This is a genomic window from Paenibacillus sabuli (genome assembly GCF_014705605.1).
GTDB lineage: Bacteria > Bacillota > Bacilli > Paenibacillales > Paenibacillaceae > Paenibacillus_D > Paenibacillus_D sabuli.
In genome coordinates this window covers 86,434-101,865 of the sequence record NZ_JACXIZ010000027.1, presented here as the reverse complement: position 1 = coordinate 101,865, position 15,432 = coordinate 86,434, and the positions used below count along the sequence as shown (strand labels likewise).

The window sequence follows — 15,432 nt, the reverse complement described above, 5'->3', positions numbered from 1 at the left end:
GTTGCCACAGCGCTTATTTGGGCGCAATAGCCGCTGTGGCAACCGTTAGATTCGTTGGCCGATGGTGAAGGGATAGAGACGGTTTCAATCGCACCAAGTTATTTTGTAATGGAAACTTGATTGGCTAAGGGCAATAGCGAGGGATAGTGAACGGGGAATAGAGGGGAGAGAATGCGGATGTTGGAGCGTTATGGGCATGGCGGGGATCTGCTGTCCGCTTCCGAGGCCTTCGGGCTGCCGCCCGAATCGTATGTGGACTTCAGCTCGAATATGAATCCGCTCGGTCCGCCGCAGGGGGTCAGGGATGTGCTGGCGCGCTATGCGGCGCATATCCACGCCTACCCCGATCCGGCGGTGCGCGAGCTCAGGCTCAGGCTCGCCGAGCGGCACGGCGTCGACGAGGCCTGCATCCTCGTCGGCAACGGCGCGGCCGAGCTGATCGATCTGGCCGTGCGCTGGCGACGCCCCGCGGCCGTCGGGCTGGCGGTGCCGTGCTTCGCCGAGTACGAGGAGGCGGCGCGCAAATGCGGGGCCGACCTCGTGCGCGTCACACTGAACGAAGCGGCGGACTTCACGGCAGAGCGGGCCGTGCTGGAGGCTCAGCGGCCGGGGCTGTGGCTGCTCGGCTCGCCGAACAATCCGACCGGTCGCCTGTTGCCGCGCGACATCCCGCTCGCATTGGCGGCGAGCGGCGCGACAGTCGTCGTCGACGAGGCGTTCATCGACTTCGTGCCGGAGGAGAGCCGGATCAGTCTCGCTCGCGAGGCCGCAGGCGACCCGAGTCTGCTCGTGCTGCGCTCGATGACCAAGTACTATGCGATCCCCGGCATCCGGCTCGGCTATGCGATCGGGCATCCCGAGACCATCGCCGCGCTGCGCGAGCTGCAGGTGCCCTGGAGCGTCAATTCCCTGGCGCAGCAGATCGGGTGCGCGGTGCTGGAGGACGACGAATACGCGCATCGGACGCGGCGCTGGCTGGCGGAGGAGCGGCTTCGGCTGGAGGCGGGGCTGAACGGACTCGGGCTGCGCGTGGTGCCGAGCGCGGCCAACTATGTGCTCGCCGAGCTTCCCGGCGCCTTGGGCTTGACGGCTGCGGCGCTGCAGCGTCAGCTCGGGCCGCGCGGCCTGCTGATCCGCGACGGCGGGCGCTTCGACGGTCTGGGACCGCGCTGGCTGCGCGTCGCCGTGCGGCTGCGCACGGACAACGAGCGCCTGCTGGACGCGCTCGCGGCCGCCTTGGCGCCGCTGGGCGCGACGGGGGCCGCGAGCGCGCCCGGGGGAACGCCCGTAGGGGCGCCGGCGAATGGTTCGGCGCGCCGATGGTGCGCAGCGCCGTCAGGTCCGGGCCGTGCCGCGGATTGCGTGTCCACAGCGCCGTCAGGTCCAGGCAGTACCGGGGATCTCGTGTCCACAGCGCAGCCAGCTCAGGGCCGTGCCGCGGATCCCGTGTCCGCTGCGCAGCCGGGTCCCGCTCCTGCCGCGAATCGCGCGTCCGGAGCGGAGGGAAGCGCAAGCGAAGCCAAGCCCAAGCAGCCGGCCCGCACGCTCATGATCCAGGGCACGGCCTCGGATGCGGGCAAGAGCCTGCTCGTGACGGCGCTGTGCCGCAGCTTCGCGCGGCGTGGGCGGCGAACGGCTCCCTTCAAAGCGCAGAACATGTCCAACAACTCGTACGTCACCTGGGACGGCAAGGAGATCGGACGGGCGCAGGGGATGCAGGCGGAGGCGTGCGGCATCCTCGCCGACACCGACATGAATCCGATCCTGCTCAAGCCGACGCGCGAGATGTCGGCCCAGGTCGTCGTGCACGGTGTGGCGCTGCGCGATTACGAGGCGCGTGCCTATCGCGAGCAGTTCCTTGCGGAAGCCGGGACGATCGTGACCGGGGCGCTGCGACGGCTTCGAATGAGGTGCGACGTCGTCGTGCTCGAGGGCGCGGGCAGTCCGGCCGAGATCAATCTCAAGGACCGCGATATTGTCAACATGCAGGCGGCGGCATGGGCGGATGCGCCGGTGCTGCTCGTGGCGGACATCGACCGCGGCGGCGCGCTGGCCGCGCTGGTCGGCACGCTCGAGCTGCTGGAGCCGCACGAGCGGGATCGCGTCGCCGGTCTGATCATCAACAAGTTCCGCGGCGACGTGTCGCTGCTGCGTCCGGGACTGGACTGGCTCGAGCGCAGGACCGGCAAGCCGGTGCTCGGTGTCGTGCCGTATCTGCCGGGACTCGCGCTCGAGTCGGAGGATACGCTGTCGCTGGAGGCGGCGCAGCGCGAAGCGGAGCGGGCGGGGAGCAGGGGGGCCGTCCCGGCGGCCGAGGCCTCCACACAGCAGGCGGGGGAGGAGGCACGGAGCGGGCAACAGGAGCATTCGGAGCATGCGCTGCTGGACATCGCCGTGCTGCGGCTGCCGCATCTGTCGAATTTCACCGACTTTGACCCGCTGCGCTTCGAGCCCGACGTGCGCCTGCGCTATGTGGAGGATGCGCGCAGACTCGGTGAGCCGGACGCGCTCGTCCTCCCCGGCAGCAAAAACGTAATGGACGATCTGCTGCATCTGCGAGCGAGCGGGCTCGCGGAGGCGGTGCTGCACTATGCCGCGCGCGGCGGTCACATCGTCGGCATCTGCGGCGGCTACGAGATGCTCGGACGGCGCCTCTGCGATCCGGACCATGCCGAATCGGTCCACGACGAGCTGGACGGTCTCGGGCTGCTGCCGCTCGAGGTCCGCTTCGCGCATCCCAAACGGACGGTGCGGATGTTCGGAACGGCCCGCCTCCCGGGCTGGACAGCGCCCGAGGAGGTCGAGGGCTACGAGATCCACACCGGACAGATGCGAGTGGAGCCAGGAGCCGGACGGCCGCTGCGGGTGAGGCCCGCCGATGTCGGTCACGCACCGCTCGGCGTTGCACAGCCGGACACGGCCGCGGCGGCCGGCAGTGCGGCGCGGCCACCCGCCGACGAGCGAACCGCGTCTGTCGCAGCGCGTGATTCCGTGGAAGCGGACGAAGGCGCGTGCACGCCCGACGGCCGCATCTGGGGCACGTTCCTGCACGGCGTGCTGCACGGCGATGCCTTCCGGCGGCGCTGGCTCAACGGGCTGCGCGCCGCCAAGGGATACGCGCCCTTGCCAGTGCAACTGCACTTTCGGAGGCTGCGCGAAGCGGAATTCGACCGACTGGCGGACCACATCGAGGCCCACTGCGACATGGCTCGGATTGAAGCGCTCTTGCAAGGCGAGGCCATTATAACGAACAATGCAGTTCGGAAAGGGGAAGGAAGATGACACAGCCATTTAGCAAGGAATCCGGCAGGGAAAGCATCTATCGCTCGGCGCATTGGCCCGGATTGACCATTGAGCTGCGTGCGGATCATCTATACGTCGGTGGGGTCGGATCGTTGCGTACGCTGAGCAGCGCGGTCTGCAACGGCGGCCTGCGCGAATCGAGCGCGTGGGTCAATTGGGGCGTGCCGCTCTCGTACAATTGCGCCGACCCGGAGGGCGACGCGCGCGCGGCGCTGCGGCGATGGGGCTACGATACGGCGCAGGCGCCGGTGCTGCTCACGGCGGCCAGTCTGCGGCGCGCATCGGTCGTCGAGGCCGAGCGGGGCGGGCTGACGGCGCTGTGCTGCACGACCGCCGGCGTCGGCAACGCGGCCCGCGCCGGCGCGCCGATGTCCGCGCAGCAACGCGAGCAGGCTTACCGTCCGGGCACGATCAATACGATGCTGCTGGTCGACGCTTCGCTGGACGACGCGGCGCTGGCCGGCGCGTTCATCACGGCGGCCGAGGCGAAGACCGCGGCACTGCAGGATCTGCAGATCCAGTCGCCTGCAAACGGACGGATCGCGACCGGCACGACGACCGATGCGCTGATCATCGCGGCCCGCGGCCCGCGACCGGAGCAGCCGCTGCATCGCTATGCCGGCACGGCGACCGTGCTGGGCCAGACGCTGGCCGAGCTCGTCTACGACTCGGTATGCGAGGCGCTGGCACCGCTTGCCGATGCGTAGGCGCAGCGCGGATGCAGCGCCGATCTACCTGCTGCGGCACGGCCGCACCGCGTGGAATGCTGAGCGGCGCTACGGGGGGCATACCGATCTGCCGCTCCTGGGCGCGCCGGTCGGCAAGGCTGATGCGGGGCTGACCGATGCCGCGGAACGGCTGCGAGCCGTGCGCTTCGCGCGGGTCTATTGCAGCGATCTGCTGCGCGCCCGCCAGACGCTGCAGCGGGTGCGTCCGGAGCTGCCGGAGACGGCGCACTTCGACGCGCGGCTGCGCGAGCTGGACTTCGGGGCCTGGGAAGGGATGACCTACGAGCAGCTGTGCGCGCAGGATGCGTATCGGGCCTGGCTCGACGATCCCCGGCGAGGCGCCCCGCCGGGCGGCGAATCGCTGGAGCGGCTGGAGCGCCGCTTGCGCCGCTTCGCCGTCGATGCCCGACTCCTCATGGCCGGATCGGGCTGCTACCGAAGCAGTCGCCGCCCGGGCGGCCCGATCCGGCTGCCTAGACTGCGCGGCGCGCGCCTGATCGTCTCGCACGGCGGCCCGATCCGGCTGCTGCTGACGCTGCTCGTGCCGGACCTGGCGCTATGGAGCGCCGACGTGCCATGCGGCAGCCTGCACCGCGTGCAGGACGGTCGAGCCGAGCGTCTCGTATAAGTCCCGAGCTGTCGGTGCACGCGGTGGTGACGCGCTGCGGCGGGAGCGTACGTGCGGCGCTCCAGGCTATGCGCCGCCGATCCGGCGCAGCAGCTCGTGCGACAGCGTGATCGGCCCGCGCGGCAGCCGCTCGAGCGCGAAGTGGTCGACGAGCTCGCGCGCTGCGACCGGCTCGGGGCGCTCCTGCAGCCCGCACAGCGCCGCGAGCACGCCGACGATCGTCTCGGGAGCCAGGCCGCGCGCCCGCATCGCCCGCGCCGACAGATCGCCGTGCCGCTTGGCCAGGCGCTCGCCACCGGGCCCGCATAGCAGCGGCACATGCGTGAAGCGCGGCGGCTCCAGGCCGAGCGCCTCGTAGAGGGCCAGCTGGCGCGGCGTTGAATCGAGCAGATCATAGCCGCGCAGCACGTCGGTGATGCCCATCGCCGCATCGTCGACGACGACGGCGAGCTGATAGCTGACGATGCCGTCGGCCCGGCGCACGACGAAGTCGCCGCCCGCACCTGCCGGCACGCGCTGGGGACCGGCAGCCAGGTCGACATAATCGAGGTCATGATTCGGCAGCTTGAAGCGCAGCGAGGGCTTTTTGCGTTGCTCGCGCATGCTGCGTTCCTCCGTACTCAAGTCCCTGCACAGCCCGGGATAGGCGCCGCCCTCGGCCTGCAGGCCGTGTGGGGCGCTGGCGATCGCCTGCAGCTCGGCGCGGCTGCAGTAGCACGGGTAGAGCAAGTCCAGCGCATCGAGCCGCTCGATCGCCTCTGCATAGAGCGCCTCGCGCTCGGACTGTACATAGGGGGCGTGCGGACCGCCGATGTCCGGACCCTCGTCCCAGTCCAGCCCGAGCCAGCGCAGATCGTCCACGAGCTGCATCGCGTGCTGCGGCTTGGAGCGCGGCTTGTCGATGTCTTCGATTCGCAGCACGAATCGGCCCCCGGCCGATCGCGCCTGCAGCCAGCCGAGCAGGGCGGCATACACATTCCCCAGATGCATCTCCCCGGACGGCGTGGGCGCGAAGCGTCCGCGTACGATGGTCATGAATGTTCCTCCTTCAAGAAGCAAAAGAATCTATAAAGAAGCTACTAAGACCTCAGCTAACGGTTGCCAGCGCGCTTATTTCGACCGAATTCAGGCGATTTCCAGGCTAGCGGTTGCCATAGCGCTTATTTGGCTTCGATCGCGTTTTTTTGATTGATATCAAGAAAATAAGACCTGTGGCAACCGTTACAATCCAATCGGCACTTTTTTGGGCTATTTAACCGCTGTGGCAACCGTTAGATGCGTTGGCGGATGGTGAAGAGGATAGAATCGGTTTTAATGATATCAGGTTATTCTGAAAGGGACGCTAAGAAGCTATTAAGAAGCAAAACAAGATGCAAAAAGAGCCGGGACAAGTCCCCGCTCGGGTAGTAGGTGTAGATGAATTCTTATTTGCTGAGATAAATGGCGGAGCTGACGGGATTCGAACCCGCGGTCTCCTGCGTGACAGGCAGGCATGTTAGGCCTCTACACCACAGCTCCGCGTCGCGTGCGACATGAAGCATCATACCATGGTAGTCCCCTTGCGCGCAAGCCTTATTTTTCCGTCCATTCCTTAACATTGACTTAAGTTTCCCTTTCCGCTTCCTAAATTCACGCGCAAACAGCGGACAAACCGCTGCAAATGGCGTAAAATACGTACGTACAGTGACAAGAGACGTATTCATGTGAAGAAGGAGCTGCAGGGTATGGACAGACGCCGTATATTGATTGTCGACGACGATCGGCAGATTGCCGAGTTGATTGAAATTTATTTGCGCAACGAAGGCTTCGAAACGGCCAAGGCGCAGGACGGCGAGGAAGCGCTGGCGCTGTATGCGGAGGCGGATTATCATCTCGTCATTCTCGATATCATGATGCCGCGCATGGATGGTCTGGAGGTATGCCGGCGGCTGCGCCGCGATCAGGCGGTGCCGATCCTGATGGCCAGCGCCAAGACCGAGGATATGGACAAAATTATGGGCCTCATGACCGGCGCCGACGATTACATCGCCAAGCCGTTTAATCCGCTGGAGCTAGTCGCTCGGGTCAAATCGCTGCTTCGCCGTTCCTACCAATACAGCGCGGCGCCTGCCTCGGGCAATGAGGATGCGTCGATCGTCATCGGCGCGCTCAAAATCGACAAAGCGACGCACAGCGTGACCGCGGAGGGGCGGCCGCTGCACCTGACCTCGACGGAATTTGCGATTTTGCATTTGCTTGCTTCGCAGCCGGGAAGAGTGTTCAGCGCGGAGGATATTTTCCACCAGGTGTGGAAGGAGAAGTACTTCGAGTCGAACAATACGGTCATGGTCCATATCAGCAAGCTGCGCGACAAGCTCGAGCAGGAGCTAGGCGACAAGCTGATTATGACCGTGTGGGGGGTCGGATACAAAATTGAAGGCTAATTTGACACTGACGATGACGTTGCGGCTGCTCGGCGAGATCGTGCTCAGCATGCTGTTGTCGATGCTTACGTACGCGGCGCTCGTGCTGGTCGCTAATGCCCTGGGCAACAACATCGGTTTTTTGACTGGCATTGCCCGACTATTTGTAGACGTCATGGGCTTTTCGGTTTTTTCGCTGCTTGTCCTCGTCTTTTGCGCCGTCGTCTATTTCGTGCTGCTGCAGTGGCGCAGATTCCGTTATTTTGCCGAGCTGAGCGAGGCGATCGCGCATATCGCGGACGGCAACTTCGACCACAAGGCGCCCGTCCGGCAGCGCAATGAGATTGGCGATCTGGCGAGCAGCACGAATCGGCTCGTCGAACAGCTCAAGACCTCCATGGACGAGGAACGCCGGGCGGAGCAGACCAAAAACGAGCTGATCACCAACGTATCGCATGATCTGCGCACGCCGCTCACTTCCATTATCGGTTACCTCGGCCTGATCGAGCAGGATCGTTACCGGGACGAGGTGGAGCTACGTCACTATGTGCAGATCGCCTACGACAAATCGAACCGGCTCAATCTGCTGATCAACGATCTGTTCGAGTATACGCGCATGCGCCACGACACGACGACGCTGCGGGCCGTTTCGTTCAATCTGACGGAGCTGCTCGGCGAGCTGCTGGCGCAGTATCGACTGCAGCTCGAGCAAGCAGGCATGACCAGCGCCTTTCACTCCTCGGAGCCGGGACTGTCCGTCAACGGCGATCCCAACAAAATCGTGCGCGTGTTCGAAAATCTGCTCTCCAACGCGATGGCCTACGGCCGGGAGGGCAAGCGCATCGAGGTGCGCGTCTGGCGGGAGGGTCGCTGGGCTGCGGCCGAGGTAGCCAACTACGGGGAACCGATCCCGGAGGTGGATCTGCCACATTTGTTTGACCGCTTCTACCGGGCGGACAAATCGCGCACCGCCCATAACGGCGGCTCGGGGCTGGGACTGGCCATTGCCAAAAGCATCGTCGAGAAGCACGGCGGCACGATCTCGGTATCCAGCGACGAGGCCGTGACTGCGTTCCGCGTCTTGCTGCCGCTGGCGGCACTGGAGAACGGCGGCTATTGGCCGTCTTCGCCGGTGCGCGGTCCCGAATAGAACGACAGGATGCAAAGAAAAGGCGGGATAGCATGAAATCAAGACAGACTGTCGACACGGCATTGCCAGTCGTGCAATGCCTGCCGCAGCTCCGGGAGGCGCTGCGGCAGCGCGGCTGCGCCGTGCTGGTGGCGCCGCCCGGAGCGGGCAAGACGACCATCGTGCCGCTGGCGCTGCTGGACGAGCCGTGGCTGGAGGGACGCAAGCTCCTCCTGCTGGAGCCGCGGCGGCTCGCGGCCCGCGCCGCGGCGCGGCATATGGCGGCGAAGCTGGGCGAACCGGTCGGCCAGACGGTCGGATACCGGATGCGGCTGGAGACGAAGGTCGGGCCTTCCACCCGCATCGAGGTCGTGACCGAAGGCGTGCTGACGCGCATGCTGCAGGCCGATCCTGGACTGGAGCAGGCGGGGGCGATCCTCTTCGACGAATATCACGAGCGCAGCCTGCATGCCGATCTCGGCCTGGCGCTGGCGCTGCAAGCGCGCGAGCTGCTGCGGCCCGAGCTGCGCCTGATTGCAATGTCCGCGACGCTGGAAGCGGAGCCTGTGGCGGCGCTGCTCGGAGATGCGCCGGTCATACGGAGCGAGGGGCGCGTCTATCCGGTAGAGACGATCTATGCGCCGCCTGCCGGGCAGGAGCGGCTGGAGGTGTCGGCGGCCGCACTGCTCGTGCGCGCGCTGCACGAGCAGCCGCAAGGCGATCTGCTGGTCTTCCTGCCGGGCGTCGCGGAGCTGCGCCGGACCGCGGCGCAGCTGCAGCGCAGGCTGGAGCATGCGGGAGCGAGCGTGCGTCTGCTGCATGGCAATCTGCCCCTGGAGGAGCAGGATGCCGCCTTGCAGCCTGATCCGCAAGGCAAGCGCAAAATCGTGTTGGCCACCTCAATTGCAGAATCCAGTCTGACAGTCGAGGGCGTGCGAACGGTCGTCGATTGCGGCTGGATGCGGGTGTCGCGCTTCTCGCCGCGGACCGGGATGAGCCGTCTGGAGACGGTGCCGGTGTCGCAGGCGTCGGCAGACCAACGGCGCGGCCGCGCCGGTCGGGTCGCGCCGGGCGCGTGCTACCGGCTCTGGTCCGAAGCCGGCCATGATCGTCTGCCTGCGGCGGGCGAGCCGGAGATTCGCCAGTCCGATCTCGCCCCGCTCGCACTGGAGCTGGCGCAGTGGGGCGCAGCCGATGCGAGCGAGCTGAAGTGGCTCGATCCTCCGCCTCCGGCGGCGCTCCGTCAGGCCGGCGAGCTGCTGCTCAGGCTGGGGGCACTGGACGCGGACCATCGCATTACGGCGCACGGCCGACGCATGGCCGAGCTGGGCGGACATCCTCGCCTTGCCCATATGGTGCTGCGCGCCGTGGACGCCGGCCTGGGCCCGGAGGCTTGTCTGCTCGCCGCCTTGCTCGGCGAGCGCGATCCGCTGCGCCGCGAGGGCGGCGGCCGGCCGGAGGCCGATCTGCGGCTGCGCTTCGAGGCGCTGCTCGGTCGCATCCCGCCGGGGCATGACCTCGACCCGTCCGCAGCCGCGCGCATTCGGAGGACAGCGGGGCAATGGCGCCGCGCCGGCCGCGTCCAGGCCCATGCGAGTGTGGCTGTGCCACGCGACGGCGGACCTAAAAATCGCGACGGCGGCGACCTGTTGAGCGACGGTGGTGCTATGCAACAGGACGGCGGCGCTATATCGCGCGACGCTTCCGATTCGTCCGACCAGTCCGATCCGTCGCTATGCGGAGCGCTGCTCGCGCATGCCTATCCGGACCGCATCGCACAGCGCCGCGGCACGGGTCGTTATGTGCTCAGCGGCGGGCGCGGGGCGGCGCTGGCGGAGCTGCAGGCGCTCTCTTCCGCACCGTATCTGGTGGTGGTCGAGCTGGACGACAAGGGGGAGGAGAGCCGAATCGACCTCGCGGCGCCGCTCGATCAGGGTCGGCTCGAGCGCGAGTTGGCTGATGAGATGGAGCAGGCGGTGCATGTCAATTGGAATCGTGCGCGGCATGCGGTGGAGGCGCGCGAGCAGCTACGGCTGGGCGCGCTCGTCTTGCGCGAGCGGGCCGCGCATCATATCGACGCGGATGTGCGGCTTGGCGCATTGCTGAGCGGGATTCGCGAGGAAGGGCTGCAATTGCTGCCGTGGACACGACCGCTGCGTCAGCTGCAGCAGCGGCTGTGCTTCATGCACGCGTCGGATCCGCCGGCCTGGCCGGACGCCAGCGACGAAGCGCTGCTGGGGGAGCTGGAGCTATGGCTCGGTCCGTTCGCGGCGGGCATGCGCAGCGCGGCCGAGCTGCAGCGCGTGCAGCTGCGGGAAGCGCTCGAATCCAGGCTGAGCTGGCAGGAGCGCCGGCAGCTCGAGGAGCTGGCGCCTACGCATGTGCAGGTGCCCAGCGGCTCGCGCATCCCGGTCGATTACGGCGATCCGGCCGCGCCCGTGCTTGCGGTGCGCCTGCAGGAGCTGTTTGGTCTGCGGGATACGCCGCGCATCGGCGGCGGACGGATTGCGCTGACGCTGCATCTGCTCTCGCCCGCCCAGCGGCCGATGCAGGTCACCCGGGATTTGCGCAGCTTTTGGGCGGAGGCGTATTTTGAGGTGAAGAAGGACCTGAAGGGGCGCTACCCGAAGCATTACTGGCCGGACAACCCGCTGGAAGCGCCGCCTACGCGACGCGTGAAGCCCAGAGGCAGCTAAAAACCCCACCTTGACGTGCAAGCTGGGGTGAACTGCAGCCGCTGTAGCAAAAGGGCTCTCATAACGTCAAAATATGAGCTTAATCCCGTCGCCTCCGGATGTAATTAACGCTCGCGGCGTCTTCCGGTGGGGGCGGCGCCTGGGCGGCCGGCGCCGCGTCTGCCGCCCGCCGTACCGGCGCCTCGCTTGCCAGCCGATCGTCCGGCAGGACTCGCCTTATCGCGGCTAGGCCGCCCCGATTGCGCCTTTCCTCCGCGCGCCGGCTTGCCGCCCGGGGCGGTCCCGTAGCCGGCCTGGCCGCGCTTGCCTTCGCTATTGCGGCTGCGGGCCGCGCCCTGCGCTCCATTGGCTGCGCTGCGTCTCGCGCGATCGCTCCCACGTCCATGCGTCCAATCGCTCTCTTGCCTGTCGGCACGGTCGCTCTCACGTCCACGCGCGCGCTCAGCATCGCGTCCTCCGGTGCGGCCAGCGTCGTGCTTGCCGATGCGTTCGACGTCGCGCCCTCTGGTGCGACCGCCCACGCTCTCCCGCGTCCGATCGGCATCGCGTCCCCCCGTGCGCCCAGCGTCGTGCCTCCCGGTGTGCCCGGCGCCGCGTCCTCCGGAGCGGCCGGCTTCACGCCCGCGAGAGCGGACACCCTGCTCGCGGTCTTGCGGGCGCTTCTCGCCAGGTACGTTCGGCGCCGTGGATTCGGTCGACCCCGGAGCCGAGCGCGGCCGGAGCGGCTCGCCGATGCCGCGCTCGATCGCCTGCACGGCGTAGCGGTCGCGCGCCGAAGCGAGCGTCACGGCGCAGCCTTCCTGGCCGGCGCGGCCTGTGCGGCCGATGCGGTGGATGTAGATTTCGGCATCCTGGGGGACGTCGTAATTATAGACATGCGTCACCCCTTCGACATCGAGGCCGCGTGCGGCGACATCAGTGGCGACGAGCACTTGCAGCTTGGCCGAGCGGAAGCGTTTCATCACTTGCTCGCGCTTGGCCTGAGTCAGATCGCCGTGCAGCTCGTCGGCAGCGAGCCCGGTCTCCTGGAGCGAGGCGCACAGCTTCTTGGCGCGCAGCTTGGTCCGGCAGAAGACGACGGCCAGATAAGGGCGATCCTCCTCGATCAGCTGCTGCAGGAGGGGCAGCCGGGTGCGATCCGTAGCCGGCACGAGATACTGGCGAATGCTGCGCAGCGTGACAGCCTGTCCGCGGACGCGGATATCCTCCGGCTCGCGCAGGTAATGGGCGGCCAGCTGACGGATCGGCTCCGGAATGGTCGCCGAGAACAGCATAGTCTGGCGCTGGCGCGGGGTCTGGGCGAGAATCTCCTCCACCTCGGGCAGGAAGCCCATATGCAGCATCTGATCGGCCTCGTCCAACACCACGGTATCGAGCTTCCACAGCTCGATCGTGCCCCGGCGCAGATGGTCGAGCAGCCGGCCCGGCGTGGCGACGACGATGTGCGCTGCGCCCTGCAGCTTACGGATCTGGGCATCCACGTCCTGACCGCCATAAGCGGCCAGCACACTCGCGCCGAAGAGGTCGGCCAGCTTGTCGAGTTCCTGGGTGATCTGTATCGCCAGCTCGCGCGTCGGCGTGACGATCAGCGCCTGGATATGCTCGCGCTCGGCGCGGAGGCGTTCCAGGATCGGCAGCGCAAAAGCAAGCGTCTTGCCCGTGCCGGTCTGGGCTTGTACGATAACATCCCGGCCGGCTGCGGCAGCGGGAATGGTCTGTTCTTGTACGGGAGTGGGTAGGGCGATGCCCAGGCTTTTCAGGCGCCCGGTCAGCTCTGGGCCGACTCCCAGCTGTTCAAAAGACAACGTCATAGTGTGTAGCCTCGTTTCTCGAAATTGCGATTTCTTGCACGGTTCGCTTTTCCAGTATAGCAGGTTGCCTGAAAAAAGTAACCGCTGCATGCGCGCCGAACGCACGCGCAGCCGGAAGCAAACGCCAAATTCGTGACACGCAAGCGCCGCCGGTGAAAATAGCGAGATTCGCGACATTAAAATCAGATGCTCATCAGCCAGTGCGAGACGAGCAGCGCGATCCCCGTCCAGATGTTGGTCCAGCCGAGCACACGCGACGTTTTCCGCTCGCGCTTCATCTTTTTTTGCCGGTAGTACGCAACATCGACGGCCAGCGTCAGGATGCCGCAGCCGATAAAAATCGTGATGAGCGCTGAAATGTAACCGAGCTGACCCTCTGACATCGTTTCACCCCTTACTCCGCCTTCATGCCGACGCGGCGAATTTTAATGACGTAGTTGACTTCAAAAGTCGATTTTTTGTACATGCGGTGCCAGTTGTCCTTGGTCCGGATTTCGCGATTCCAAAAAGCGGGCTTTTTGGCCCGAACCAATTCACCAAAGCCAAAAATATCGGCATTGGCCTCCTGAGTAAGCGCAATTAATGCAAGTGCGCCCTTTTGCGCAGCCGCCCCCAGTCGCTTCTCCAGCGCGGCCAACTGGGCAGCCGTTTCCAGATCGTAGCTTTCGTTCGGTTTTTCTTCAATATTGCCCTCGACCTGGATGTCAATTCGAAAATGCGGATGCCCGTTTTCAATTTTCAATCTGGTCTTGGCGCTGCGGTAGGTGGCCCGGTACATTAAATTTTCTCGGGGCGTGTATACTGAATAGCCGCCGGATTGAATGTTGGTCATCGCCATGAACACCCCGATCTGCAGCGGATCGGTATAATCGACCATACGGTCACCGTCGAAAAGCGCCATGCCTTTCAGGGAAAAGGTCTCGCCGGCTTCCATCTGCACATAGGGCAAATGGGGGTCGCGGCCTTTGCTGGAGCGCTTGCTCCAAAACTTCCCGACGAATTCGTCGGGATACTTGCCCATCTCGACGGCGTGGTCCATCATCGCCAGGATATAAAGCGCCGGCACGCGCTTCAGCTCCGGATTGGCTGCCATCAGCGATGCGGCCTCGTCCTTGGCTACAATCATCCACGCGAGACGGCGTACCTGGGGGTTGCGCCGAAAGTAATCGTTGATGTTGCTCATCCCCGCGCGCGCGACATCCTCTGCGACGACGATCACCCGAAGATGGCCAAGAAAAATGCGGTCGGACAGCTTTTGCTGCAGCACCATCATCGCGTCGTCTATCGTGTGCCCGTACGCGCTGACAACCCATACCGGCTTTGGCTTGCCGCCTCCCGAACCGCCTTCGCCCGGTCCCAGCGGGATGCGCCCGGGAATGGCGATCTGCGCCGTGATGCGCAATTTATGCGTTTCGACCTTGGGCAGCTCCCGGCCCAGATGCGTGACTTTATTGTCGTCGCCAGCTTCTTTGGCAGTCGCGGAATCGACGGCGATGCCAAGTACGACAGCTCGCTTTTCAATTTCCAAGCGGTCCCAGCATCCGCCAAGCGGCAGCAGCAGCGTCGGCAGCAAGACGACGGCAAAGCCGGTGCGAAGGAATCGAAGCAAGCGCATAAAATTTCGTTCCCTCATGAGCTGCTCACCCCTCGTCTGCGAAGCAGCCATACCAGCAGCAGAATGATCGGGTAGCCGAACGTGATGCAGAGGCCAATCCGGCCAACTAGCTCGACAATCTGGTAAAGCTGCAGCACACTTTGCGGGAGCATCGCCATCCAGAAAATAAACGGCAGGACAAAATACGTCAGCAGGCGATGATCCTTCAAGCGAAAAAGCTGACTGATGGCATGGATCGTCAAATAGTAGGTAGACAGCAGGGTTGTAAAGACGGCGGTGACCCAAATCGCCAGAAATGCGGCGTCCAGCCTCTCCAGGATATTGGCGGGCAGGGAAGTCGTCTTGGCCAGCTCCAGCGTCGGCCAGATGAGCAGTCTTGTCTCCTCGGAGCCGAATACGGCAATCGTAGCCAGCACAATGGCTACATACAGACCGCCTGCGATCACGACTCCCCAGGAGCTGGCTTTCAGCGCCTTTTGCGGCTGCTTCATATGCGGAATGACGATCGTCACGACAAATGCCACTTGAAATAGTGATGCGATCGTCAGAATGCCGTGCGTCACCGAGAGTGCGGTAGCGTCATTGCCCCATAATGGCAACAGATTCAGACTGACTGCATTTTTGAGAGACAGGGCGATAATCAGGATGCCCGGCGCGAGAATAAACGGCAGGTAGAACATGTGAATATAGGAAAAGGTGCGAACGTCGTTACGCGCGGCGATCGCCGCCAGCAACAGCATCGCCAGCACGGTCATCTCCAGCGGCGTTTTGCGCAAGACGGCGGTCACGACGACTTCGCCGAATTCGCGTGCCGCAAGCGAAGCGAGAAACGCAAAAAAACAGATCAGCAGAAGGGTGCCGATCGCGGCAAGCCATCTGCCGAGCAAAATCTCGCTGTATTGAAATATCGACTGCTGGGGAAAGAGAGTCCCAAGCTTGGTGATCAGCCACAATGCGAGCCATGCGGCCAGTACCGCAACACCCGTCACCAGCGGACCGCCGGTATCGGCCGCTAGCGTCGCGACGCGCGGCAGCGGCAGGACGCCGACGCCGATGATGGAGCCGGCGACGAGCGCAGCGGCTTGCAGCGTTGTCACAGTGGCGGGTCTGTTCATGCGAC

The 15,432-nt window shown here is 65.2% G+C and carries 11 protein-coding genes and 1 tRNA gene; 6 read left to right on the top strand and 6 right to left on the bottom strand.

What is annotated here, in order from left to right:
• Window positions 1–177 precede the first annotated feature (177 nt).
• From IDH44_RS16430 to IDH44_RS16420, 3 genes are read left to right on the top strand one after another with little or no spacing between them, the layout of a single operon-like run.
• Window positions 178–3,282, top strand: coding sequence for a cobyric acid synthase (locus IDH44_RS16430; RefSeq protein ID WP_190919481.1), 3,105 nt, complete (start codon window positions 178–180; stop codon window positions 3,280–3,282).
• On the top strand, window positions 3,279–4,010 hold the full coding sequence (locus IDH44_RS16425; RefSeq protein ID WP_190919478.1) for an adenosylcobinamide amidohydrolase: 732 nt from the start codon (window positions 3,279–3,281) through the stop codon (window positions 4,008–4,010). Before IDH44_RS16430 ends, IDH44_RS16425 begins: the two co-directional genes overlap by 4 nt.
• Window positions 4,003–4,659 (top strand): histidine phosphatase family protein, encoded by a 657-nt coding sequence (locus IDH44_RS16420; RefSeq protein ID WP_223869756.1) that lies wholly within the window; start codon window positions 4,003–4,005, stop codon window positions 4,657–4,659. The genes IDH44_RS16425 and IDH44_RS16420 overlap by 8 nt, the downstream gene beginning before the upstream one ends.
• A 66-nt stretch (window positions 4,660–4,725) precedes the next feature.
• Here IDH44_RS16420 and gluQRS read toward each other — a convergent pair whose 3' ends face one another.
• Window positions 4,726–5,694 (bottom strand): tRNA glutamyl-Q(34) synthetase GluQRS, encoded by a 969-nt coding sequence (gene gluQRS / locus IDH44_RS16415; protein WP_190919475.1) that lies wholly within the window; start codon window positions 5,692–5,694, stop codon window positions 4,726–4,728.
• A gap of 406 nt (window positions 5,695–6,100) precedes the next feature.
• Window positions 6,101–6,177: transfer RNA gene (locus IDH44_RS16410), tRNA-Asp, on the bottom strand.
• A gap of 206 nt (window positions 6,178–6,383) precedes the next feature.
• Here IDH44_RS16410 and IDH44_RS16405 point away from each other — a divergent pair.
• Genes IDH44_RS16405 through hrpB form a run of 3 tightly spaced genes read left to right on the top strand, consistent with a single transcriptional unit; the run spans window position 6,384 to window position 10,886 of the window.
• Entirely contained in the window at window positions 6,384–7,082 is a 699-nt protein-coding gene (locus IDH44_RS16405) for a response regulator transcription factor (RefSeq protein ID WP_190919473.1), read from the top strand.
• Window positions 7,072–8,211 carry a sensor histidine kinase gene (locus tag IDH44_RS16400; RefSeq protein ID WP_223869744.1) on the top strand — a complete coding sequence of 380 codons (1,140 nt, stop codon included), beginning with the start codon at window positions 7,072–7,074 and terminating at the stop codon, window positions 8,209–8,211. The genes IDH44_RS16405 and IDH44_RS16400 overlap by 11 nt, the downstream gene beginning before the upstream one ends.
• A 32-nt stretch (window positions 8,212–8,243) precedes the next feature.
• Window positions 8,244–10,886: an ATP-dependent helicase HrpB gene (gene hrpB / locus IDH44_RS16395; RefSeq protein ID WP_190919472.1), complete on the top strand. Its 2,643-nt coding sequence runs from the start codon at window positions 8,244–8,246 to the stop codon at window positions 10,884–10,886.
• 104 nt (window positions 10,887–10,990) lie between these two features.
• Here hrpB and IDH44_RS16390 read toward each other — a convergent pair whose 3' ends face one another.
• The 4 genes from IDH44_RS16390 to IDH44_RS16375 all read right to left on the bottom strand — a co-directional run bounded on the left by IDH44_RS16390 (window position 10,991) and on the right by IDH44_RS16375 (window position 15,427).
• A complete protein-coding gene (locus IDH44_RS16390; RefSeq protein ID WP_190919470.1) occupies window positions 10,991–12,697 on the bottom strand; it encodes a DEAD/DEAH box helicase in 1,707 nt (568 codons plus the stop codon).
• A 182-nt stretch (window positions 12,698–12,879) separates the two neighbouring features.
• On the bottom strand, window positions 12,880–13,080 hold the full coding sequence (locus tag IDH44_RS16385) for a CLC_0170 family protein (protein WP_190919468.1): 201 nt from the start codon (window positions 13,078–13,080) through the stop codon (window positions 12,880–12,882).
• Between the two features lie 11 nt (window positions 13,081–13,091).
• Window positions 13,092–14,330, bottom strand: a complete 1,239-nt coding sequence (locus IDH44_RS16380) for a Ger(x)C family spore germination protein (RefSeq protein ID WP_190919466.1) — start codon at window positions 14,328–14,330, stop codon at window positions 13,092–13,094.
• Window positions 14,327–15,427 carry a GerAB/ArcD/ProY family transporter gene (locus IDH44_RS16375; RefSeq protein WP_190919464.1) on the bottom strand — a complete coding sequence of 367 codons (1,101 nt, stop codon included), beginning with the start codon at window positions 15,425–15,427 and terminating at the stop codon, window positions 14,327–14,329. The genes IDH44_RS16380 and IDH44_RS16375 overlap by 4 nt, the downstream gene beginning before the upstream one ends.
• Window positions 15,428–15,432: the final 5 nt, after the last annotated feature.

Bases quoted from the DNA above. Each gene is read 5' to 3' on its own strand.
- IDH44_RS16430 (WP_190919481.1), top strand. From the start codon at position 178: ATGTTGGAGCGTTATGGGCATGGCGGGGATCTGCTGTCCGCTTCCGAG.
- IDH44_RS16425 (WP_190919478.1), top strand. From the start codon at position 3,279: ATGACACAGCCATTTAGCAAGGAATCCGGCAGGGAAAGCATCTATCGC.
- IDH44_RS16420 (WP_223869756.1), top strand. From the start codon at position 4,003: ATGCGTAGGCGCAGCGCGGATGCAGCGCCGATCTACCTGCTGCGGCAC.
- gluQRS (WP_190919475.1), bottom strand. From the start codon at position 5,694: ATGACCATCGTACGCGGACGCTTCGCGCCCACGCCGTCCGGGGAGATG.
- IDH44_RS16405 (WP_190919473.1), top strand. From the start codon at position 6,384: ATGGACAGACGCCGTATATTGATTGTCGACGACGATCGGCAGATTGCC.
- hrpB (WP_190919472.1), top strand. From the start codon at position 8,244: ATGAAATCAAGACAGACTGTCGACACGGCATTGCCAGTCGTGCAATGC.
- IDH44_RS16390 (WP_190919470.1), bottom strand. From the start codon at position 12,697: ATGACGTTGTCTTTTGAACAGCTGGGAGTCGGCCCAGAGCTGACCGGG.
- IDH44_RS16385 (WP_190919468.1), bottom strand. From the start codon at position 13,080: ATGTCAGAGGGTCAGCTCGGTTACATTTCAGCGCTCATCACGATTTTT.
- IDH44_RS16380 (WP_190919466.1), bottom strand. From the start codon at position 14,330: ATGAGGGAACGAAATTTTATGCGCTTGCTTCGATTCCTTCGCACCGGC.
- IDH44_RS16375 (WP_190919464.1), bottom strand. From the start codon at position 15,427: ATGAACAGACCCGCCACTGTGACAACGCTGCAAGCCGCTGCGCTCGTC.